The sequence below is a fragment of the Bradyrhizobium sp. CAR08 genome (assembly GCF_052871955.1).
Genome location: NZ_JBIXJX010000003.1, coordinates 173,351 through 193,679, shown reverse-complemented (window position 1 = coordinate 193,679; position 20,329 = coordinate 173,351). Strand labels below are relative to the sequence as shown.

Genomic DNA, 20,329 nt, shown 5'->3' with positions numbered 1-20,329 from the left:
GGCTTCATGTTTACGCTGTTTCATCATCCGTTCTGTCCGCATTCGCGGTTCATCCGCCTGATCGCGGGAGAATACGGGCTTGAGCTGAAGCTGATCGAAGAGCGCAGCTGGGAGCGGCGCGAAGCATTTCTGCTGCTCAATGCGGCGGGCACGACGCCCGTCCTGGTGGACGACGAGCAGCCGCCGATCCCGGGCGCGGCGATCGTCGCCGAATATGTCGACGAGGCCTATGGCTCCGAGATGGGACTTAAGCGCCTGATGCCGGACACGATCGGCGAGCGCGTCGAGGTCCGCCGGCTGATGGCCTGGTTCAACGAAAAGTTTTTCGAGGAAGTCTCCCACCCGCTCGTCACCGAGCGCATCTACAAGCGCTTCATGAGCGAGGACAACGGCGGGGGCCCGCCCTCGGCCGACGTGATGCGCGCCGCCAAGGCAAACGTGCGCTATCATCTGGCCTATATCGGCTGGCTGGCGCAGACGCGTAATTTCCTCGCCGGCGACCGGCTCACCTACGCGGATCTCGCCGCCGCGGCGCACCTCTCGGCGATCGACTATCTGGGCGACGTGCCATGGAGCGAGGACGACGCGGCAAAGGCCTGGTACGCACGGGTGAAATCCCGCCCGTCGTTCCGTCCGCTGTTGAGCGAATGGCTGGCGGGCGTGCCGGCGTCGCGGACCTACGTGGACCTGGACTTCTGAACTCCGATCCGACCGAACTGAAGACGGCGCTGGCAAACGAAGCACGTGCGCTCGGCTTCGACTGCATCGGCATTACGGAGCCCGGCACGATCGAAAGCGCCGGAAAACACTTTCTCGAATTCATCGCATCCGGCGGCCATGGCGACATGGACTGGCTCGCCGCGCAGCCGGAGCGCCGGGTCGATCCCCGCGGGCTGTGGCAGGACGTGCGCAGCGTCATCATGCTCGGCGTCAATTACGGCCCCGACCAGGATCCGCTCGCGATCCTGCAACAGCGCACGCGCGCGGCGATCTCGGTCTATGCGCAGGGCGACGACTATCACGACCTCATCAAGAAGCGCCTGAAGGCACTGGCGCGATGGCTGGTCGCGACCGCAACTTGTGAGGTGAAGCCTTGCGAAGTGAAAGTATTCGTCGACACTGCGGCCGTGATGGAGAAACCGCTGGCGCAAGCCGCGCATCTGGGCTGGCAGGGCAAGCATACCAATCTGGTCTCGCGCGAATTCGGCTCATGGCTGTTTCTCGGCGCGATCTACACCACGCTGGAACTGCCGCGCGACGACGCCGAGATCGATCATTGCGGCTCGTGCCGGGCGTGCCTCGACATCTGCCCGACCGCGGCCTTTCCCGCGCCCTACAGGCTCGATGCGCGGCGCTGCATCTCGTATCTCACCATCGAGAACAAGGGCCCGATCCCGCGCGAATTTCGTAAAAGCATCGGCAACCGCATCTATGGTTGCGACGATTGCCTCGCCGCCTGTCCCTGGAACAAGTTCGCGCAGGAGGGCCGTGAGGCCAAGCTCGCCGCACGTGACGCTTTGCGCGCGCCAGGTCTTGCCGAGCTCGCACGGCTCGACGACGCTGCGTTTCGCGCGCTGTTCACCAAATCGCCGGTGAAACGCATCGGCCGCGACCGCTTTTTGCGCAACGTGCTGATCGCGATCGGCAACTCCGGTGATGCGGCACTGGCGGACGAGGCGCGGCGATTGCTGGAGGATGAGAGCGCGCTGGTACGCGGGGCTGCGGTATGGGCGCTGGGGCAGTTGGTGCCGCGGGATGAGTTCGAAACGATGAGAGCAACCGCCATAGCGCGCGAGCGTGATGACGGCGTGCGCGAGGAGTGGGAGCTCGCTTCCTAATCCTCGGTGTCATGCCCCGGCTTGACCGGGGCATCCAGTACGCCGCGGCCTATCGATTCAATCACGAGCGCCGCGGAGTACTGGATCGCCCGGTCAAGCCGGACGATGACACCGTTGTTGTGGTAAGAGCGCTTCGCGCCTCCTCACCACGAGGATTGAGCATCTTGATTTCCCCGCACGTTCCTCCAAGCTCGCGCGTCATGACAAACATGCCTTTCTTCACCCGCGACGGCGACACATTCCACCCGACGGAAGTCGCCAATGGGCCGTGGGATCCGACATCGCTGCACGGACGCGTCATCGTCGGCCTGCTCGGCTTCGCCATCGAGGAGCGCCATTCCGGTCCTGAATTCGTGCCGGCGCGGCTGACCGTCGATATGTTTCGGCTGCCCACCATCGACAAGCCGATCGAGGTGACGACACGGCTGGTGCGCGACGGGATGCGCATCCGCGTCGTGGAAGCAGAGTTCTTTTCCGGCGGCATCGGCATGGCGCGCGCCTCGTCCCAGCTGTTACGGCGAACGCAGAATCCCGACGGCAATGTCTGGTCGCCGCCGAACTGGGACGTGCCGAAGCCGGCCGACATTCCCAAGCCGACCGATCCCAGGCTCGGCATGAACGGCAAATGGACCACGCGACCGATCGTCGGTCACATGGGCTCGCTCGGGCCACGAAAGCTCTGGATGAGCGAGGTGCGCGAGCTGGTCGCGGGCGTGCCGATGACGCCGTTCGTCCATGTCGCCACCGGCGCGGACTTCGCCAGTCCGTTCGCGAACGCCGGCGACAAGGGGCTCGGCTACATCAACAGCGACGTCACGATCTATCTGCACCGCCTGCCGGTGACGAACTGGATCGGCTTCGAGGTGGTGAACCACCAGGCCACCGACGGTGTGGCGATCGGCGAATGCTGGCTCTATGACGAGCAGGGCCCGATCGGCACCGCCACTGTCGCGGCGCTGGCGCAGCGCAAGCCGATGGTAAATCCGTCGAAGCGGTAGGTGCGCAAGAACGACGGCTAACCCAAATGTCGCTTCATCTCCGGCCGCGCCTTGAGCTCCGCGCCCTGTCTGGCGACGATCTTCGCAATCCGTTCCGGCGCAAACTTCAAATCGACAAACGCCGGCGCGGTGTTGGCGACCTCGTGATAGCTGACGATCCTTCCGTCCCGGAGCGTCATGATCGCCACGCCCTCGAACATCGCCCGCGCGCCATCAGCCTCCGGCAAGATCGAGCGATAGCTGAACGTGTAGCGCGCATAGAGCGTGGTGCCGTTCGACACCGGGTCGTGCATGTCCCAGCGAAAGTCGGTCGCCGTGCGATAGAACCAGTCGTCGATCATCGCGGCGATCTTCTCGCGGCCGGCGAAGGCGCCATAGAACACGTCGTGATAGACGCCGTCCTCGGTGAAGAGATCCGCAAAGGCTTTTCCGTTGCGTTGTTCGACGGCGTCGCAGAAGGCGCGCAGCATGGCGGTGGTGGTCATCGGCGATTCTCCCCTCCCATTCTCAGTCATGCCCCGACCGGGGCATCCAGTACGCCGCGGCTTCTCGGCTTGAGCACGAGCGCCTCTGGAATACTGCATCGCCCGATCAAGTCGGGCGATGACACCGAGTGCTAGGTGACGATTTCACCCGATCTCGGCCACGGCGGCAAGAATGCGGGCGATGTCCTGCGGGCGCGAGAGGCGGTGATCGCCGTCCTGGATCATGGTCAGCACGACGTCGTCGGCCGGCAGGCGATGGGTCAGGGCGAACGCGTGCTGCCAGGGCACGTCAGGATCCTGCGCACCTTGCAGGATGCGGACGGGACAGCCGAGATCGATGGCGCTGCCGAGCAGGAGGTGGTTGCGTCCCTCCTCGATTAGATTCCGCGTGATCGGATAGGGCAAGCCGTCGCCATAGTTCGAGGGTCTCAGCCAGACGCCTTTGGTCTCGATTTCTTTCTTCACCGCGGCCGGAAAATTCTTCCACATCAGCTCCTCGGTGAAATCGGGCGCCGGCGCGATCAGCACCAGGCCCGCCAGCGAGGCTTTGGCTTGCAGTTTCTTTTGCCGCTTTTTGATCTCGCGCGCGAGCAGCAGCGCCATCCAGCCGCCCATGGACGAGCCGATCAGGATTTGCGGGCCGTCGCAGAACCGCTCGAATACCGCGACGCTTTCCTCGAGCCAGCGCCCGATGGTTCCGTCGACGAAATCGCCACCGGATTCGCCGTGGCCGGAATAATCGAACCGGACCACGGCGCGGCCGTGATCCCGGGCCCATTCGTCCAGCGCCACGGCCTTGCTGCCCTGCATGTCCGACTTGAAACCGCCGAGCCAGACCAGCCCAGGTCCTTGACTTGATTCTTGGGCCGCGCGGCGGCGCACCGCGATCCGGCGTGCGGACGGGCCTTCGCCCACATCGATGAAGTCGAGCACGGCATCGGGAATTGGGTGATTCATGGAACGTTTACTCTGGCTGTGCGGTTTGAGCTGTCCGGACGTGCTCCGCAGCGCAGCCGGACGTCGTCATTGGCCCTTTGGGACGCTTGCGGAACAGAAGCAAGGTGTCTATGTCCCTCTGCGTGCCCCGCCGTGGCCAAAATGCCTCGCATTTGAGGCTTTTTCGACCGCCGCACGAGCGATTGCTTGCCGGCAACCGTATCTTCCTGCAAAATAGCCGCCTCTTTTCATAACTTTGGAGAACCACCCATTCGCCGTCCAAATAAAGCCCCGCCCACTGCCGCCAAAGACGGGCCGCGCATCAATGACGATATTCGCAATGCGCAGATCCAGCTGATCGATCAGACCGGTGACAACAAGGGCACCATCGAGACCGTCGCGGCTATCCGCTTGGCCCAGGAAGCCGGCATGGATTTGGTCGAGATCTCGCCGAACGTCAGCCCTCCCGTCTGCAAGATCATGGACTACGGGAAGTATAAGTATTCCGCGCAGAAAAAAGCCGCCGAAGCCCGCAAGCGGCAGAAGATCGTCGAGATCAAGGAGATCAAGCTCCGCCCGATGATCGACGACCACGATTACGAAGTGAAGATGCGCGCCATGCAGCGGTTCTTCGAAGAAGGCGACAAGGTCAAGATCACCCTGCGCTATCGTGGCCGCGAAATGGCGCACCAGGAGATCGGCACCAAGCTGCTCGACAAGATCAAGACCGACGTCGCCGAGCTCGCCAAGGTGGAGCAGGACGCGCGGTTCGAGGGCCGTCAGGTCGTCATGGTGCTGGCGCCGCGCTGACGCTGGTTCTTTAGGCTGAAGAATTCAACGACCCGTCCGGATCTCCGGCGGGCCGGTTTGTTTTTTTGCCTCTCCCGCTTGCGCAAGAGAGAGCGCACCGTCCTCTGGAGGCGATAATTACGTCCTCGTCGCATGCCAGGTGCCGCTGCACTGATCGCCGGAGATGATACCCCTCCACGAACCGGCGCCGTTCACGCCAGCGAGGCGGCCGCCGCCGCTGGCATGGGAGGCCCCGACCGAGACCTGGACCGCGACGGTACCGCTGCGATTGACCCTGCCGGAGACCCGACCGCCGCCGGCGGACGACACTCGGCTGCCGGTGACGGTGAAGGGGACGCTGTAGCCCGAGCTGCAATTGCCGCGGGTGGTGGCGAAGGTGACGTTCCAGACGCCGTCATAGCCGCGGATGCGCGCATTGGCACTCGACGGAAACGCGGCCATGGCGAGCACGGCCAACAGCGCCAGGCAGCGCGGACGAGCGACATCAGTCAAGGACGACAGCGTTTGGGAAAAAGGGGGCATTCTGGTCCTGCTCCGGGTCACACGGCTCGGACATGAGGTTAGCAATTCCGGATAGTCGCCGGCTAGGTTCCACCGGTTCATCGTTGCCAATTCGCCCGTCCTCTGTCATAAGCCCAGCCTTCATTGCCCGGCTGATTAAGGGCTGCCGTGGCGGTGTCCGTGCGGGTTTCGCGCTTGTTCGTAAAACCTGAGCACAATCAACGCTCTAACGAGCATTTTGACGGCCAGCCGCCTTTGCGGGCGGATTTCTATGGCCATTAGGAGAGCCAAATGCCCAAGCTGAAGACCAAATCGGGCGCTAAAAAGCGCTTCAAGGTGACTGCCACCGGCAAAGTGATGTTCGCTCATCGCAGCAAGCGTCACGGCATGATCAAGCGGACGAAGAAGCAGATCCGGCAGCTGCGCGGCACCGCCGTGCTGTTCAAGACCGACGGCGACAACGTCAAGAAGTACTTCTTGCCGAACGCCTGATCGCGTCCACGATCATTGCCACCCGCGCCGCAGCTTTCGCGGCGATCCGAACATCAAGTCATCTTTCGAAGGATTTTTGTCATGGCTCGCGTCAAACGCGGTGTGACCGCCCACGCCAAGCACAAGAAAGTCTACAAGGCCGCCAAGGGTTTCCGCGGCCGCCGCAAGAACACGATCCGCACCGCCAAGCCGGCGGTCGAGAAGGCTCTCGTCTATGCCTTCCGTGATCGCAAGCGCAAGAAGCGGACGTTCCGCGCCCTCTGGATCCAGCGCATCAACGCCGCCGTGCGTCCGTTCGGCCTGACCTACAGCCGCTTTATCGATGGCATGGCCAAGTCCGGGATCACCGTGGACCGCAAGGTGCTGTCGGATCTCGCGATCAACGAGCCCGCGTCGTTCCAGGCGATCGCCGAGAAGGCCAAGGCCGCTCTGGCGGCCTGAGCTAGCGGCCGGCTCCGCCGGCCTTCAGCGCGCGTTGCGAGTAGCGCCGGGCGACCTCCGCCCGGCAGAATGCCGTGAACGACAGATACATGGTGCCGGATTTATTCCGGTACTTCCGGTCGCACACGCGCATCTCGCGTTGGTAAGCCTGTTTCCGCACCGTGTTGAGGCCGGGCATGAAGTCCGCCTCGCATTTCTTCTCGACGGCGGCGCCGAGCTGGACATCGCCGCTCGCGGTCAATTGGCAATCCTGAAACACCTTCATCGCGCTTTCGCAGCCCTTCTGGGCACCGATGGTGTCGACGACCTCGTCCAGCGTCATGGACTTCTCCATGCAGACCATGGCGCGCGCCGGGGTGCTCGCGACCAAGAGAACGACGGCGAGAGCAGCCAGACCGGATCTTGAGAGCATCGCGAAAGTCTCCTCGTATCCTCCTTGGTGCCAGCCTCCCGCGCGAGGTTCAACCCAGCCGCTCGTCAGCCCGAATGACCGGCTTTTCGCTTGACGTTACGGCCTTCGGGCGGCGACAACCCAGCCGAATTTGGCAGCAGGGATTTGACCGTGTCCGACCTCGCAATGCTCGAAACATCCATCCTCGACCAGATCGCCGCCGCCGGCGACGAGGCCGCCCTCGAAGCGGTGCGCGTCGCAGCCCTCGGCAAGAAGGGTTCGATCTCGGCGCTGCTTGCCACGCTCGGAAAAATGTCCCCGGACGAGCGCAAGACGCAAGGCGCCGCGATCAACCAGGCCAAGGACAAGGTCACCGAGGCGCTCGCCGCGCGGCGCGACGTCTTGAAATCGGCGGCGCTCGACGCGCGGCTTGCGTCGGAAACCATCGACGTCACCCTGCCGCTGCGCGATGCGCCCGCCGAGGCCGGCCGCATCCATCCGCTGAGCCAGGTCTGGGACGAGCTGACCACGATCTTCGCCGACATGGGATTCTCGGTTGCCGAAGGCCCCGATATCGAAACCGACGACTACAACTTCACCAAGCTGAATTTTCCGGAAGGCCATCCCGCGCGCGAGATGCACGACACGTTCTTCTTCCACCCGAAGGAGGACGGCTCCCGCATGCTGTTGCGCACCCACACCTCGCCGGTGCAGGTGCGCACCATGCTGAGCCAGAAGCCGCCGATCCGCGTGATCTGCCCGGGCCGCACCTATCGCATCGATTCGGACGCGACCCACACGCCGCAATTCCACCAGGTCGAAGGCCTCGTCATCGACAAGCACTCCCATCTCGGCCATCTCAAATGGATCCTGCACGAGTTCTGCAAGGCGTTCTTCGAGGTGGACCACATCAACATGCGCTTTCGGCCCTCGTTCTTCCCGTTCACGGAGCCGTCGCTGGAAGTCGACATCCAGTGCCGCCGCGACAAGGGCGAGATCCGCTTCGGCGAGGGCGAGGACTGGCTCGAGATTCTCGGCTGCGGCATGGTGCATCCGAACGTGCTGCGCGCCTGCGGCATCGATCCCGACGAGTACCAGGGCTTTGCCTGGGGCATGGGCATCGACCGCATCGCCATGCTGAAATACGGCATCGCCGATTTGCGCCAGCTGTTCGACAGCGACGTCCGCTGGCTGTCCCATTACGGCTTCAAGCCGCTCGAAGTACCGACCCTCGCGGGAGGGCTGAGCTCGTGAAATTCACTCTCTCCTGGCTGAAGGAACATCTCGACACCGACGAGCCCTTGGACAAGCTCGCCGAGAAGCTCACCATGATCGGGCTCGAGGTCGAGAACATCGAGGACAAGGCGAAGGCGCTGAAGCCTTTCACCATCGCGAAGGTGATATCCGCCGAGCAGCATCCGAATGCGGATCGGCTGCGCGTCTGCATGGTCGACACCGGTGATGGCGGCGCACCCGTGCAGGTGGTGTGCGGCGCGCCGAATGCGCGTGCGGGTCTCGTCAGCGTGTTCTCCCCGCCCGGCACCTATATTCCCGGCAAGGACATCACGCTCGGTGTCGGCACCATCCGCGGCGTCGAGAGCCGCGGCATGCTGTGCTCGGCGGCTGAGTTGCAGATTTCCAACGACCATGACGGCATCATGGAATTGCCCGCGGATGCGCCGATCGGCGCTGCCTACGCCGCATGGGCCGGCCTCGGCGATCCCGTAGTCGAGATCAACCTGACGCCGAACCGGCAGGACTGCACCGGCGTGCACGGCATCGCGCGCGACCTTGCCGCCGCCGACATGGGCAAGTTCAAGGACCCCACAATCAAGCCGATCAAGGGCGAATTCCCCTGCCCGGTGAAGGTCACGGTCGAGGACGCGGCGCTGTGCCCAGGCTTCGCGCTGCGGCTCGTGCGTGGCGTGAAGAACGGGCCGTCGCCGGAATGGCTGCAGAAGCGACTGACCGCCATCGGGCTGCGCCCGATCAACGCGCTGGTCGACATCACCAACTTCATGACCTACGACCGCGCACGGCCATTGCACGTGTTCGACGCGAAGAAAGTGAAGGGCAATCTCGTGGTGCGCCGCGCCCGCGACGGCGAGACGCTGCTCGCGCTTGACGGCCGCAGCTACAATCTCGATCCCGCGATTTGCGTCATCGCGGACGAGCACGGCGTCGAATCGCTCGCCGGCATCATGGGCGGCGAGGCCTCGGGCTGCGACGAGACTACCACCGACGTGCTGATCGAATCGGCGCTTTGGAACGAGATCAACATCGCCCAGACCGGCCGCAAGCTCGGCATCAATTCGGACGCGCGCTACCGCTTCGAGCGCGGTGTCGATCCGGCTTTCATGGTGCCGGGGCTGGAGCTCGCGACAAAACTCGTGCTGGAGATGTGCGGCGGCACGCCATCCGAGAACGTCGTGGTCGGCAAGAGCTTCGGCGACGACCGCGTGATCGATTTTCCGGTGACCGAGGTCAAGCGCCTCTCGGGCATCGAGGTACCGATGCCGGAGATCAAGCGCATCCTGACTCATCTCGGCTTCATGATGGCGGGCCCGGGGCCCGTCGTGAAGGTCGCGGTGCCGTCATGGCGGACCGACGTGCACGGCAAGGCCGACATCGTCGAGGAAGTCGTCCGCATCTACGGCGTCGACAAGGTGCCGATGACGCCGTTCGAGCGCGGCGAGGACGCACGCAAATCCGTGCTGACCCCGCTCCAGCTCCGCACCCGCCGCGCCAGGCGCGCGCTGGCGAGCCGCGGCATCATCGAAGCGGTGACCTGGTCCTTCATCACCAAGTCAGCCGCAGAGCTGTTCGGCGGTGGCCAGCGCGAACTCGAGGTCGCCAACCCGATCGCGTCGGATTTGTCCGACATGCGTCCGACCCTGTTGGCCGGCCTGATCGCGGCGGCGCAGGCCAATGCCGATCGCGGCTTGAGCGATGTCGCGCTATTCGAGGTCGGGCAGGTGTTCAAGGGCGATCGCCCGCAGGATCAGTTCATGGCGGCAAGCGGCCTCCGCCGCGGCTTTGCGTCGTCGCAAGGTCTGGGACGACACTGGTCGGGTTCGGCGCAGGCTGACGTGTTCGATGCCAAGGCCGATGCGCTCGCGGTACTCGCCGCCGCCGGCGCACCAATGCAGGCCCTTCAGATCGTCGCGGGCGGCCCGTCCTGGCTGCATCCCGGGCGCTCCGGTACGATCCAGATCGGGCCGCAAAACGTGCTCGGCTATTTCGGCGAGATGAATCCGCGCGCGCTCGAGGCGCTCGGTGCCGGCGGCCCGCTGATGGTGTTCGAGGTGATCCTCGACCGCATCCCCGAGGCGAAGAAAAAGCCGACCCGTGCCAAGCCCGTGATCGAGCTGTCGGCATTCCAGCCTGTGTCGCGTGACTTCGCCTTTATCGTCGACCGCACCGTGAAGGGCGGCGACATCGTGCGCGCGGCTCAGAGCGTCGACAAGAAGCTGATCACCGCTGTGAACGTGTTCGACGTCTACGAAGGTAAGGGCATCGACGACGGCAAGAAGTCGATCGCGATCGCGGTGACGATTCAGCCGCGCGAAAAGACCCTGACCGACCAGGAGATCGAGGCCGTCGCCGCGAAAATCGTGGCGGAGGTGACGAAGAAGACCGGCGGCACTTTGAGAGCATGATCATGCTCGAGAATCATAGAGCATGAATCTCACTGACTTTCTTCCAAAGGACGTCAGCCTCACCATTGCGATGGCGCTCTGCGCCGTCGCTTTCGTTTCGGGCACCGCGCGCGGCTTCTCCGGCTTCGGCTCGGCGCTGATCTTCATGCCGTTGGCGAGCAGCATCGCGGCGCCGCGTCTGGTTGCCGCGCTGCTCCTCGTGATCGATTTCGTCGCGGCCGCGCCGCTGCTGCCTGACGCCTGGCGCAAGGCCGACCGCAAGGCCACCGCCGTGATCGTGCTGGGCGCGCTGGTCGGCGTGCCCGTCGGCACCTATTTCCTCAGCGTGCTCGAACCCGTTACGACGCGGTGGATCATCTCCTGCTTCGTCGCCGCGCTGTTGCTCTTGCTGCTGTCGGGCTGGCGCTATCGCGGCAAGGACCACGCGTGGCTCTCGGTCGGCATCGGCAGCCTCTCCGGCTTCTGTAGCGGCCTCGCCCAGACCGGCGGCCCGCCGATCGTCGGCTACTGGCTCGGCCGCCCGGTCGCATCGATCGTCGCGCGCGCCAACATCTTGCTGTTCTTCGGCGCGTCGGATTTCTTCTCGATGATCAGTTACGCGACCACAGGCCTGATCTCACGCGAATCGCTTGTGCTATCGCTCATCGTCGGGCCGGTCTATGCGATCGGCGTCGCCTTCGGTGCGTCGCTGTTCGGCCGTGCCAGCGAGAAAGTGTTTCGCGCCATCTGCTACGCGCTGATCGCGCTCGCGGTGATCGCGGGACTGCCGCTGCTGGACGGGGTGTTACGGTAAGTCTCTCCGCGAGTCGTCCTGGCGAAAGCCAGGACCCATTACCCCAGCGTTTGTACCGCGAGCTGGCCACCAAAAGTCTTCGCCAAACGACTTCTGGGGTCATGGGTCCTGGATCTGCGCTGCGCTTGTCCAGGTCAATTGCCTATTGCCGCGGCGCTCGCCGCTTCTTCGTGGACTGCGTCGGGACATCGGCCGGCTCGTCCTTGAGCGCGCCGATCTTGCGCAAGGCCGCGTCCGCGGCGCGCTCGCCGCTTTCCCAGGCGCCGTCGACGGTGCCCCAGAGCGTCTCGTGCGTGGCTTCGCCGGCGAGGAACATGTTGCCGATCGGCTCGGTCAGGATTTTTCGCGAGAACTGACCGCCGGGCGAGGCCGCCGACATCGCACCCATCACGAACGGCGAGGCATTCCAGCGCGTCACGCTGGCTTTCTGCACGGCTGCGGCGACTTCGCTGCCGAACAGCTTCGTGATCCATTCTCTGGCGAAGGCCGTCATCGCCTTCTCGCCTTGCTGGGTGAGATCACGGCCGAACGAGCCGCCGACATCGATCGAGCACAGCGAGGAGCCGCCGATATTGGCGAACATCAGCGCCGTGCGCGTCGAGTTGCTCTGCTCGATCAGGATGTCGTCGCGCGACAGGCCGAGCGGATTGCCCGGTAGCTGCAGCACGATGTGATCGTAGCTCCCGAGCGTGAGCTTTGATGCGGCATCGAGCGTGCGCTTCGGAATGTCAGGCCCGAACTTGATCGCGCCCGAGGTCAGGACATTAGTCGAGACCGTAATGATGGCCGCGCGGGCGGCGATCCTGCCGGCCTGTGTCTCCACGCTGACGTCGCGATTGCTCCAGACGATCCGGCTCGCCGGTGTCGACAGTGCGACCGGCGCCTGCTCACCCAGTTTGGTGATCAGGGTCCCCAGGCCCTGGCGGCAGGCGATCGCGGCGTTGCGATCCTGTGCACGCGCCTTGTCGATCACAGACAGCTCCTTCAGGTCCTTGCCGGCGAAGCTCGCACCCAACATGAACTCGGCCGCCCCGGCCCAGTCGCCGAGATCCTTCGGCAGCACCGAGGCGCAGGCGGTATCGAGCTTGCCGCGCGCGGCCTCGTCGATGGCGCGGTTGGCCCGGACCAACGCCGCCAGGAACTCCTCGGTCTCGCCGGCCCGTGCGTTGCGGCGGCCGATGCGCATCTTCTGGCCTGAGGGCGCCGGCAGAACGTCGAGCCCGGCACTGCGCGCCAGCCGGATCATCGGATTGGTGTCGGGATTGTGCATCCAGCGCGCGCCGCGATCGAACGGCGTGTCGAAGGTGGTCGTATCCGTGATGCAGCGGCCGCCGATCTGCGACGCAGCCTCCACCACCACGACCTTGCGATTGGCCGCCATGATACGCCGCGCCGCGGCAATTCCCGCCGCGCCCGCGCCGATCACGACAATGTCAGCCTCGCGCGGCAGGGTCGCGGCGGTTGCGCGCAGGACCGGCATCGCGGCAAGGCCCGCCGACGCCGATAGGAAGCTGCGGCGCGTGATTGTCATGTCATGGTTTCCGGAGACTTGCGGCAAACGGGAACAGCTAGCGAACCTTGCCGTATCTGATGTTGCGCGGCAACCATCATGGTGAATCAATCGTGCTTGATGTCACAAATCGATGAACCGAATTGCAACACGTTCCGACCATGGTAGAGAAGAGAAAAAGACGGCCGGAAAAGGCCGTGGGGGAGTTTTGAAATGGGGACGGTCCTGGACTCAGTCGGCAAGCTGATTGCCGCGTACCTCTCGAAGGAGGTGCCGGGCTATGAGCCGTTCACGCCGAGCGACCCGGAGCATCTGCGCGGCGTCATCGAGCCCGGCGACGTGCTGCTGGTCGAGGGCAACAACCGCATCTCGGGCATCATCAAATATCTGACGCAGTCGACCTGGTCCCACGGCGCACTCTATGTCGGCCCGATCGAGGGTGCGGAAGAGCCCGACGGCGAGCCGCACGTGCTGATCGAGGCCAATATCGGCGAAGGCGTCACCTCCGCGCCGCTGTCGAAATATTTTCCCTATCACACCCGCGTCTGCCGCCCGGTCGGGCTGTCCTATGAGGACCGCACCACGGTCTGCCGCTATGCAATCAACCGCATCGGCTTCGGCTACGACACCAAGAACATCGTCGACCTGATGCGCTTTCTGTTTCCGCTGCCGATCCCGCAGCGCTGGCGGCGGCGCATGATCTCGATCGGCTCGGGCGATCCCACCAAGATCATCTGCTCGGCCCTGATCGCGCAAGCGTTCGACGCCGTGCGTTACCCGATCCTGCCCAAGATCACCAAGGCCGGCAGCCGTGCTGCCCGCCGCGAGATCCTGCACATCCGCGATTCCTCGCTCTACATGCCCCGCGACTTCGACATCTCGCCCTATTTCGAAGTCGTCAAACCCACCATCGTGCACGGCTTCGACTACACCGCCTTGCACTGGGCCGACAAGCAGAAGCCGCTCGAGGAGGTAGCCGGCACCTTCGGTGTGTTTCCAGAAACGTTCCGTGCGCCGCCGCTCGTTCCTGAAACGATTGACGAAGAGGCGCCGATTCCGGCTGAAGAAGTGAGCGCGCACCCAGCGGAGACGGTCGATCGCGTCACCGTCTCGGAGCGCTTCCGGCGGCTGAAGAAGCTGGCCATGGACCGCCCAAGGCGGCGCGGTCGGGCGCGCGAACGGGCGGCGTAGCCGTCGCTCCACTATCGTCATTGCGAGCGCAGCGAAGCAATCCAGGTCTCTGCCTGAGCAGTCTGGATTGCTTCGTCGCTACGCTCCTCACAATGACGGCGATCTACCGCTCCGCCCGCCCAATCACCGCCATCAGCTCCGCGATCTTCTCGCGCTGGTCCGCCTTGTCGCCGCTCGCGATCGCATGCTCGACGCAATGGGCGACGTGATCTTTCAGAACCTCTTCCTCGACCCGGCGCAGCGCGGCGCGCACCGCCGAGATCTGCGTGACGATGTCGATGCAATAGCGGTCTTCCTCGACCATTTTCGAGAGGCCGCGAACCTGCCCCTCGATCCGGCCGAGACGTTTTCCGACAGATGCCTTGATGTCCTTGCGCATGCGGACTATATACCCCCCCAGGGTATGACTTGCAAGGCCGGAGCGTGGCAATGAACGACGCCGAACTCGAGCACCGTCACAACGCGGAAACACGTTCCGGATGCGGCTGTGGCAGCAAAGCTCCGCCGCTCGCCAAGCCCGCGGCCTCCTCCTGCTGCGGCGGGCACGGCGATCACGCGCATGACCACGGCGCCGCGGCAACAGTCCGCGATCCCGTCTGCGGCATGACGGTCGATCCTGCGACCTCAAAACACCGGTTCGACCATCACGGCGAGACCTTCCATTTCTGCTCGGCCGGCTGCCGCACCAAATTCGCTGCCGACCCCGCAAAATATCTCGCCAAGGAGAAGACACCCCAACCCGAGATGCCCGCAGGCACGATCTACACCTGCCCGATGCATCCGCAGATCCGCCAGGCCGGACCCGGCACCTGCCCGATCTGCGGCATGGCGCTGGAGCCGGAAGTGGCGAGCCTGGAGACCGGTCCCAATCCCGAGCTTGCCGACATGACGCGGCGGTTCTGGATCGGCGGCGCGCTGGCTTTGCCGGCCGTCGTGCTGGAGATGGGCGGCCATCTCGCGGGCCCGCACAATTGGATCGATGCGACGCTGTCGAATCGGATCCAGCTCGTCTTTGCAACGCCAGTGGTGCTGTGGGCCGGCTGGCCGTTCTTCGTCCGCGGCTGGCAGTCGCTGCTGACGCGCAACCTCAACATGTTCACGCTGATCGCGATGGGTACCGGCGTTGCCTATGTCTACAGCCTGATCGGCACCATCGCGCCGCAGATTTTCCCGGCCACCTTCCGCGGCCATGAAGGCGCGGTCGCGGTTTATTTCGAGGCCGCGGCGGTCATCACCGTGCTGGTGCTGCTCGGGCAGGTGCTGGAGCTGCGCGCACGCGACGCGACCTCAGGTGCGATCAAGGCGCTGCTGCAGCTCGCTCCGAAGACCGCGCGCCGCGTCGATGCCGACGGTAGCGAGCATGAGGTCGAAATCGACGCCCTTCATGCCGGTGACAGCCTGCGCGTGCGGCCGGGCGAAAAAGTGCCGGTCGACGGCGTCATTCTGGAAGGCCGCTCCTCGCTCGACGAGTCGCTGGTAACAGGCGAATCCATGCCGGTCACCAAGGAGACGGGCGCGAAGGTGATCGCCGGCACGCTCAACCAGTCCGGCAGCTTCATCATGCGCGCCGAGAAGGTCGGGCGTGAGACGCTGCTGTCGCAGATCGTGCAGATGGTCGCGGACGCGCAGCGCTCGCGCGCGCCGATCCAGCGTCTCGCCGACCAGGTCGCGGGCTGGTTCGTGCCGGCGGTGATCGCCGTTGCCGTCATCGCGTTCGCAGCCTGGGCCTGGTTCGGACCGGAGCCGCGGCTGGCCTTCGGCCTCGTCGCCGCCGTCAGCGTGCTGATCATCGCCTGCCCCTGCGCGCTTGGCCTGGCGACTCCGATGTCGATCATGGTCGGCGTCGGCCGCGGCGCGCAGGCAGGCGTGCTGATCAAGAACGCCGAGGCGTTGGAACGGATGGAGAAGATCGACACACTGGTGGTCGACAAGACCGGCACGCTGACCGAGGGCAAGCCGAAGGTGGTCGCGATCGTGCCGGCGGCCGGCTTTGCGGAAGATGACATCCTCCGCTTGGCCGCCAGCGTGGAGCGCGCCAGCGAGCATCCTCTGGCCGACGCGATCATGCGCGCGGCGAAGGAGAAGCAGCTCGCGCTGGGCCAGGTCGAGCAATTCGATTCGCCGACAGGCAAGGGCGCCACCGGCAAGGTCGACGCCAAAACCATCGTGCTCGGCAATGCCAAATATCTGATGTCGATCGGCATCGACACCAAAACGCTCGATGGCGAGGCCGAACGGCTGCGCGGCGATGGCGCGACCGTGATCAACATGGCCGTCGACGGCCGGCTCGCCGGCCTGTTCGCGATCGCCGATCCGGTCAAGGCTTCCACGCCGGAGGCGCTGAAGGCACTCGCGGCCGAAGGCATCAAGGTCATCATGCTGACCGGCGACAACCGCACCACGGCGGAGGCTGTCGCGCGCAGGCTCGGCATCGCCGATGTCGAGGCCGAGGTGCTGCCGGATCAGAAGAGCGCGGTGGTGACAAAGCTGCAGAAGGCCGGCCGCAGCGTCGCGATGGCTGGCGACGGCGTCAACGACGCGCCAGCGCTGGCCGCAGCCGAAGTCGGCATCGCCATGGGCACCGGCACGGACGTGGCGATGGAGAGCGCCGGCGTCACCTTGCTGAAGGGCGATCTGACCGGCATCGTGCGTGCGCGAAAACTGTCGCAGGCGACGATGAGCAACATCCGGCAAAACCTGTTCTTTGCCTTCATCTACAACGCCGCAGGCATTCCGATCGCGGCCGGAATCCTTTATCCAACGTTCGGCGTGCTGCTGTCGCCGATCATCGCCGCGGCCGCGATGGCGCTGTCCTCGGTCAGCGTCGTTGGAAACGCGCTGCGGCTACGGGCAACGCGGCTGTGAGCGAGCGCCTTCTCTCTCGCACCGTTCACGAAACGCGGTAAGATGCGCGTAGCCTGGACGAAGCGGAGCCGACGAAGGCACGCCAGCACGCGCACCGGCATGAGTAGATTTGCCGCGCAGGCGGTGGGTTCCCCTCTCCCCTTGTGGGAAAGGGTGGCTCGCCGCGAAGCGGCGAGACGGGTGAGGGGTATGTCTCCGCGACTACTTTCCTTCGAGCTTGCGGAGAGAGACCCCTCATCCGGCGCTTCGCGCCACCTTCTCCCGCAAGGGGGAGAAGGGAAGGGCGTTCCGCTTGCGGATTTAAGCCGCCTTCGCCGCGCTCCCACCCGGCAATCCCGCCCGAGCGAGGCCGCCGTAGAGCTGCTCGTTCGGCATCTCCTCGCGCAGGATCCTGCGCACCGTGATCAGCTTCTCCAAATCGATGCCGGTCGCAAAGCCCTTGCTCTCGCACAGGAACACGAGATCGTCGAACACGACATTGCCGGTCGCACCGGGGGCGAAGGGGCAGCCACCGAGGCCGCCGAGCGAGCCGTCGAGGATCCGCGCGCCTTCGTCGAGCGCCGCGGCCGCGTTCGCGATGCCCATGCCGCGGGTATCGTGGAGATGGATGCAGATCGGCTTCGACCCTGCGAGCTTCACCGCGGCGCGCGTCAGCTCCGCCACCTGCTTCGGCCCGGCATAGCCCACGGTGTCGGCGATGCCGACGAAATCGACACCGGCTTCGAGGCATTTGTCGACCAGCCGCAGCACTTCTGCAGGGTCGACCGCCCCGGTGATCGAGCAGCCCAGCGCCATCGAGATCGCCGCGTTGACGAGCGGCTTGTGGCTGGTGGCATCGCGCATCTCGCACAGGCGTTTCAGATTGACGATGGCGGACTCGCGCGAACGGTGCGCATTGGCCTGGCTGTGCTCTTCCGTCGCCGAGATCACGGAGGCGATTTCGCCGACGCCGGATTCCAGCGCCTCGTTCACGCCGCGTTCGTTGAGCGCAAGCGCGATGCCATGCGCGCCGGACAATGAAGCGACGGTCGCGACGACATCACGAACATCGACGAATTGCGGAAAAGTCTTCGCCGGCAGGAACGAGCCGACCTCGAAATGCCGCACGCCGGCGGCATATTCCTCGCGCACCCAGCGTTGCTTGGCGTCGGTCGACGGAATTTTCTTCACGAGCTGGAGCCCGTCGCGCAGGCCGACTTCGCGCAGGCTGACGCGCCCTGAGGGGTAAATCTCCTGAATCCGGCTCATCCGCGCCTCCCTGTTGTTTTTGACGTGACATCTTCATTTTCATGGTCGATCTCGGCGCGAACGGCCGCAGTGTCGGCGCCGAGCGGCGCGACCTTCAGGCCTTCGCCGATATGGCTGCCGTTCCATTCGATCGGCAGCGCCGGCACCCGGAACGGCTTGCCGTCGGCGGTGACATTGTTGACGAGCCCGCCCGGCCGCAGCACATGCGGATCGGTGAAGAGATCGTCGGGCCGGTTGATCGGCGAAAAGCAGATGTTGAGCGCATCCAGCCTCTGCGACAGTTTTGCCACGTCCCACTGCCTGATGATCCCGGCCGCGCGCGGAATGATCCGCCCGCGCGCCAGGATGCGATCGGTCGTGGTGCGCAAGGCGGGATCATCGAGGAATTCAGTCAGCCCGAACTCGCGGCAAAAGCTCTGCCAATGGCCTTCGGTGACGACGCCGATGAAGATGCGCTCGCCGCCGGCGGTCTCGAAGATGTCATAGATTGGCCAGGCATGCTCGCGCTCCGGCATCGAGCGCGGCTTGTTGCCGGTCATCTCGTATTCGACCATGTGCTGGGCAACCAGGAACAGGCAGTTCTCGAACAGGCCGATGCGGATGTCGGCGCCGTCGCGTTTTCCTCTGCGCTTCTGATAGAGCGCCGCGAGGATCGCGATCACACCGAACATGCCGCCCATGATGTCGTTGGCGGACGAGCCGACGCGCTGAGGCTTTTCGCTGGTGCCGGTCATGGCGGCGAGGCCCGCCATCATCTGCACCACCTCGTCGAGCGCGGGGCGGTGCTCGTAGGGACCGGAGAGGAATCCCTTGTGGCCGGCAATGATCAGACCCGGATGCCGGCGGCGCAATTCGTCCGCGCCAAGCCCCTGCTTACCGAGCTGGCCGTCGCGAAAATTCTCAAGGAACACGTCGGCGGTCGCCAGCAGCCGGTGCATGGTGTCGCGATCCTCAGTCTTCTCGAAATCCAGCACCACGCTGCGCTTGCCGCGGTTGAACAATGGGAAAAAGGCGGTCCCCATGCCCCCCAAGCTCCGGGTCTTGTCGCCCGCAGGCGGCTCGACCTTGATCACGTCGGCTCCGAGCTGCGCCAGGATCATGCCGCAGGTCGGGCCCATGACCATGTGGGTCATCTCGACCACGCGCACGCCTGCAAGCGGCAATCCGTCCGCCGATTCTTCCATCGCCATATGCGCCTGTTCCTTTGCCGCGCTGGTTCCGCTTGTTGTCAAGCGGGTTGGTGGAGCAACGGTCTTGCCGAATTCATCGTGGCTTCGTTGATGCCAGCGGTCAATCCGGCCATAAGCGGTGCCGGCGATCTCCCTTGCCGAAGTGGCCCGGGGTGTCTACCTCTCGCGGGTGATTTCGTGAGAGGAACTCCCATGCTGGATGCCGCCGTCAAGGCGCTGTCACAAATGATCTCGCCGCCGATGCGCTCGATCCTGTGGCGGTCGATCGGCGTCGCACTGGTGCTGATCATCGTGCTGGCGATCGGCTTGCAGCGGCTGCTGAGCTGGTTTGCCACCTATGGCGAGGCGTGGCTGGAAGGCCTGCTCGGTCCGGGTTGGCACTCATCGCTCGAGGTGTTGTCCTGGATCATTTCGATCGCCGCGGGCCTCGGCGTCGTGTTCGGGGCTGTGTTCCTGATGCCCGCGATCACCTCGCTGGTCGCGAGCGTGTTCGTCGACGACGTCGCCGACATCGTCGAGCGCGAGCACTATCCGGCGGAGCGGCCGGGGATCGCGCTGCCGTTCAGCCAGGCGATCTACGAGGGCGTCAAGACCGCGCTGCTGACGATCCTGGTCTATCTGGTCGCGTTGCCGCTGGTGCTTTTCGCCGGCGCCGGTTTCCTGGTCTTCTTCCTCGCCACGGCCTGGCTGCTCGGCCGCGAATATTTCGAGCTCGCGGCGATGCGGTTTCGCTCGCCGGAGGAAGCCAAGGCGATGCGGCGCGACAATGCCGTCACCATCTTCACCGCGGGCCTGTTCATCGCAGCCTTCGTCTCGATCCCGATCGTCAATCTGGCGACGCCGATCTTCGCCATGGCCTTCATGGTTCACATGCACAAGCGGCTGTCAGGTCCGCGGCCCGAGCTGATCGAGCCGGCGCGGCAGATGCGGTAGGTCAAGCGGACTTGGCGGCGCGGCGCGCTCATACGACGCCCCCTCGTA

General features: G+C 64.8%; 20 protein-coding genes. 12 read left to right on the top strand and 8 right to left on the bottom strand.

Annotated features, from left to right (window positions below):
• Positions 1-6 precede the first annotated feature (6 nt).
• The 3 genes from ACIPUD_RS08385 to ACIPUD_RS08375 all read left to right on the top strand — a co-directional run bounded on the left by ACIPUD_RS08385 (position 7) and on the right by ACIPUD_RS08375 (position 2,836).
• Positions 7-699, top strand: a complete 693-nt coding sequence (locus ACIPUD_RS08385) for a glutathione S-transferase family protein (RefSeq protein WP_018455735.1) — start codon at positions 7-9, stop codon at positions 697-699.
• Positions 648-1,838, top strand: a complete 1,191-nt coding sequence (gene queG, locus ACIPUD_RS08380; RefSeq protein WP_018455734.1) for a tRNA epoxyqueuosine(34) reductase QueG — start codon at positions 648-650, stop codon at positions 1,836-1,838. Before ACIPUD_RS08385 ends, queG begins: the two co-directional genes overlap by 52 nt.
• A gap of 200 nt (positions 1,839-2,038) precedes the next feature.
• Positions 2,039-2,836, top strand: coding sequence for an acyl-CoA thioesterase domain-containing protein (locus tag ACIPUD_RS08375; protein WP_085349918.1), 798 nt, complete (start codon positions 2,039-2,041; stop codon positions 2,834-2,836).
• A gap of 17 nt (positions 2,837-2,853) precedes the next feature.
• Here the strand turns inward: ACIPUD_RS08375 and ACIPUD_RS08370 are convergent, their stop codons facing one another.
• Together ACIPUD_RS08370 and ACIPUD_RS08365 are read right to left on the bottom strand one after the other, a co-directional pair.
• Positions 2,854-3,321: a nuclear transport factor 2 family protein gene (locus ACIPUD_RS08370; protein ID WP_018455732.1), complete on the bottom strand. Its 468-nt coding sequence runs from the start codon at positions 3,319-3,321 to the stop codon at positions 2,854-2,856.
• A 144-nt stretch (positions 3,322-3,465) separates the two neighbouring features.
• Positions 3,466-4,278: an alpha/beta hydrolase gene (locus tag ACIPUD_RS08365; RefSeq protein ID WP_247474994.1), complete on the bottom strand. Its 813-nt coding sequence runs from the start codon at positions 4,276-4,278 to the stop codon at positions 3,466-3,468.
• 249 nt (positions 4,279-4,527) lie between these two features.
• On the opposite strand from ACIPUD_RS08365, the gene infC reads away from it, so the two are divergent.
• The gene (gene infC / locus ACIPUD_RS08360) at positions 4,528-5,067 is read left to right on the top strand and encodes a translation initiation factor IF-3 (RefSeq protein WP_085349942.1); all 540 of its coding nucleotides are present in this window, start codon (positions 4,528-4,530) and stop codon (positions 5,065-5,067) included.
• Positions 5,068-5,184: 117 nt separating this feature from the next.
• On the opposite strand, the gene ACIPUD_RS08355 is transcribed toward infC, so the two are convergent.
• Positions 5,185-5,589 carry a hypothetical protein gene (locus tag ACIPUD_RS08355; RefSeq protein ID WP_026233012.1) on the bottom strand — a complete coding sequence of 135 codons (405 nt, stop codon included), beginning with the start codon at positions 5,587-5,589 and terminating at the stop codon, positions 5,185-5,187.
• Between the two features lie 270 nt (positions 5,590-5,859).
• On the opposite strand from ACIPUD_RS08355, the gene rpmI reads away from it, so the two are divergent.
• Together rpmI and rplT are read left to right on the top strand one after the other, a co-directional pair.
• A complete protein-coding gene (rpmI, locus tag ACIPUD_RS08350) occupies positions 5,860-6,060 on the top strand; it encodes a 50S ribosomal protein L35 (RefSeq protein WP_007598540.1) in 201 nt (66 codons plus the stop codon).
• Between the two features lie 81 nt (positions 6,061-6,141).
• Positions 6,142-6,501, top strand: a complete 360-nt coding sequence (gene rplT / locus ACIPUD_RS08345) for a 50S ribosomal protein L20 (RefSeq protein ID WP_007598538.1) — start codon at positions 6,142-6,144, stop codon at positions 6,499-6,501.
• Position 6,502: 1 nt separating this feature from the next.
• On the opposite strand, the gene ACIPUD_RS08340 is transcribed toward rplT, so the two are convergent.
• Positions 6,503-6,913 (bottom strand): hypothetical protein, encoded by a 411-nt coding sequence (locus ACIPUD_RS08340; protein WP_247474992.1) that lies wholly within the window; start codon positions 6,911-6,913, stop codon positions 6,503-6,505.
• A 150-nt stretch (positions 6,914-7,063) separates the two neighbouring features.
• Here ACIPUD_RS08340 and pheS point away from each other — a divergent pair, with 150 nt between their 5' ends.
• The 3 genes from pheS to ACIPUD_RS08325 are packed head-to-tail and all read left to right on the top strand — an operon-like array spanning position 7,064 to position 11,344.
• Entirely contained in the window at positions 7,064-8,146 is a 1,083-nt protein-coding gene (gene pheS, locus ACIPUD_RS08335) for a phenylalanine--tRNA ligase subunit alpha (protein ID WP_027514765.1), read from the top strand.
• Positions 8,143-10,551: a phenylalanine--tRNA ligase subunit beta gene (gene pheT / locus ACIPUD_RS08330; RefSeq protein WP_377828638.1), complete on the top strand. Its 2,409-nt coding sequence runs from the start codon at positions 8,143-8,145 to the stop codon at positions 10,549-10,551. Before pheS ends, pheT begins: the two co-directional genes overlap by 4 nt.
• A gap of 22 nt (positions 10,552-10,573) precedes the next feature.
• Positions 10,574-11,344 carry a sulfite exporter TauE/SafE family protein gene (locus tag ACIPUD_RS08325; RefSeq protein ID WP_018455726.1) on the top strand — a complete coding sequence of 257 codons (771 nt, stop codon included), beginning with the start codon at positions 10,574-10,576 and terminating at the stop codon, positions 11,342-11,344.
• 142 nt (positions 11,345-11,486) lie between these two features.
• On the opposite strand, the gene ACIPUD_RS08320 is transcribed toward ACIPUD_RS08325, so the two are convergent.
• Positions 11,487-12,875, bottom strand: a complete 1,389-nt coding sequence (locus ACIPUD_RS08320) for a flavin monoamine oxidase family protein (protein WP_247474990.1) — start codon at positions 12,873-12,875, stop codon at positions 11,487-11,489.
• Between the two features lie 192 nt (positions 12,876-13,067).
• On the opposite strand from ACIPUD_RS08320, the gene ACIPUD_RS08315 reads away from it, so the two are divergent.
• On the top strand, positions 13,068-14,045 hold the full coding sequence (locus ACIPUD_RS08315; protein ID WP_018459587.1) for a YiiX/YebB-like N1pC/P60 family cysteine hydrolase: 978 nt from the start codon (positions 13,068-13,070) through the stop codon (positions 14,043-14,045).
• 103 nt (positions 14,046-14,148) lie between these two features.
• On the opposite strand, the gene ACIPUD_RS08310 is transcribed toward ACIPUD_RS08315, so the two are convergent.
• Positions 14,149-14,424 (bottom strand): metal-sensitive transcriptional regulator, encoded by a 276-nt coding sequence (locus ACIPUD_RS08310; RefSeq protein ID WP_007598521.1) that lies wholly within the window; start codon positions 14,422-14,424, stop codon positions 14,149-14,151.
• Positions 14,425-14,474: 50 nt separating this feature from the next.
• Here ACIPUD_RS08310 and ACIPUD_RS08305 point away from each other — a divergent pair, with 50 nt between their 5' ends.
• The gene (locus ACIPUD_RS08305) at positions 14,475-16,910 is read left to right on the top strand and encodes a heavy metal translocating P-type ATPase (RefSeq protein WP_446480368.1); all 2,436 of its coding nucleotides are present in this window, start codon (positions 14,475-14,477) and stop codon (positions 16,908-16,910) included.
• A gap of 300 nt (positions 16,911-17,210) precedes the next feature.
• Here the strand turns inward: ACIPUD_RS08305 and ACIPUD_RS08300 are convergent, their stop codons facing one another.
• A complete protein-coding gene (locus ACIPUD_RS08300; RefSeq protein WP_247474988.1) occupies positions 17,211-18,158 on the bottom strand; it encodes a hydroxymethylglutaryl-CoA lyase in 948 nt (315 codons plus the stop codon).
• Complete coding sequence (locus ACIPUD_RS08295) at positions 18,155-19,348, bottom strand: CoA transferase (RefSeq protein WP_446480367.1); 1,194 nt, start codon at positions 19,346-19,348, stop codon at positions 18,155-18,157. The genes ACIPUD_RS08300 and ACIPUD_RS08295 overlap by 4 nt, the downstream gene beginning before the upstream one ends.
• Before the next feature lie 192 nt (positions 19,349-19,540).
• Here ACIPUD_RS08295 and ACIPUD_RS08290 point away from each other — a divergent pair, with 192 nt between their 5' ends.
• The gene (locus tag ACIPUD_RS08290) at positions 19,541-20,281 is read left to right on the top strand and encodes a sulfate transporter family protein (protein ID WP_247474986.1); all 741 of its coding nucleotides are present in this window, start codon (positions 19,541-19,543) and stop codon (positions 20,279-20,281) included.
• The last annotated feature ends 48 nt before the right edge of the window (positions 20,282-20,329 follow it).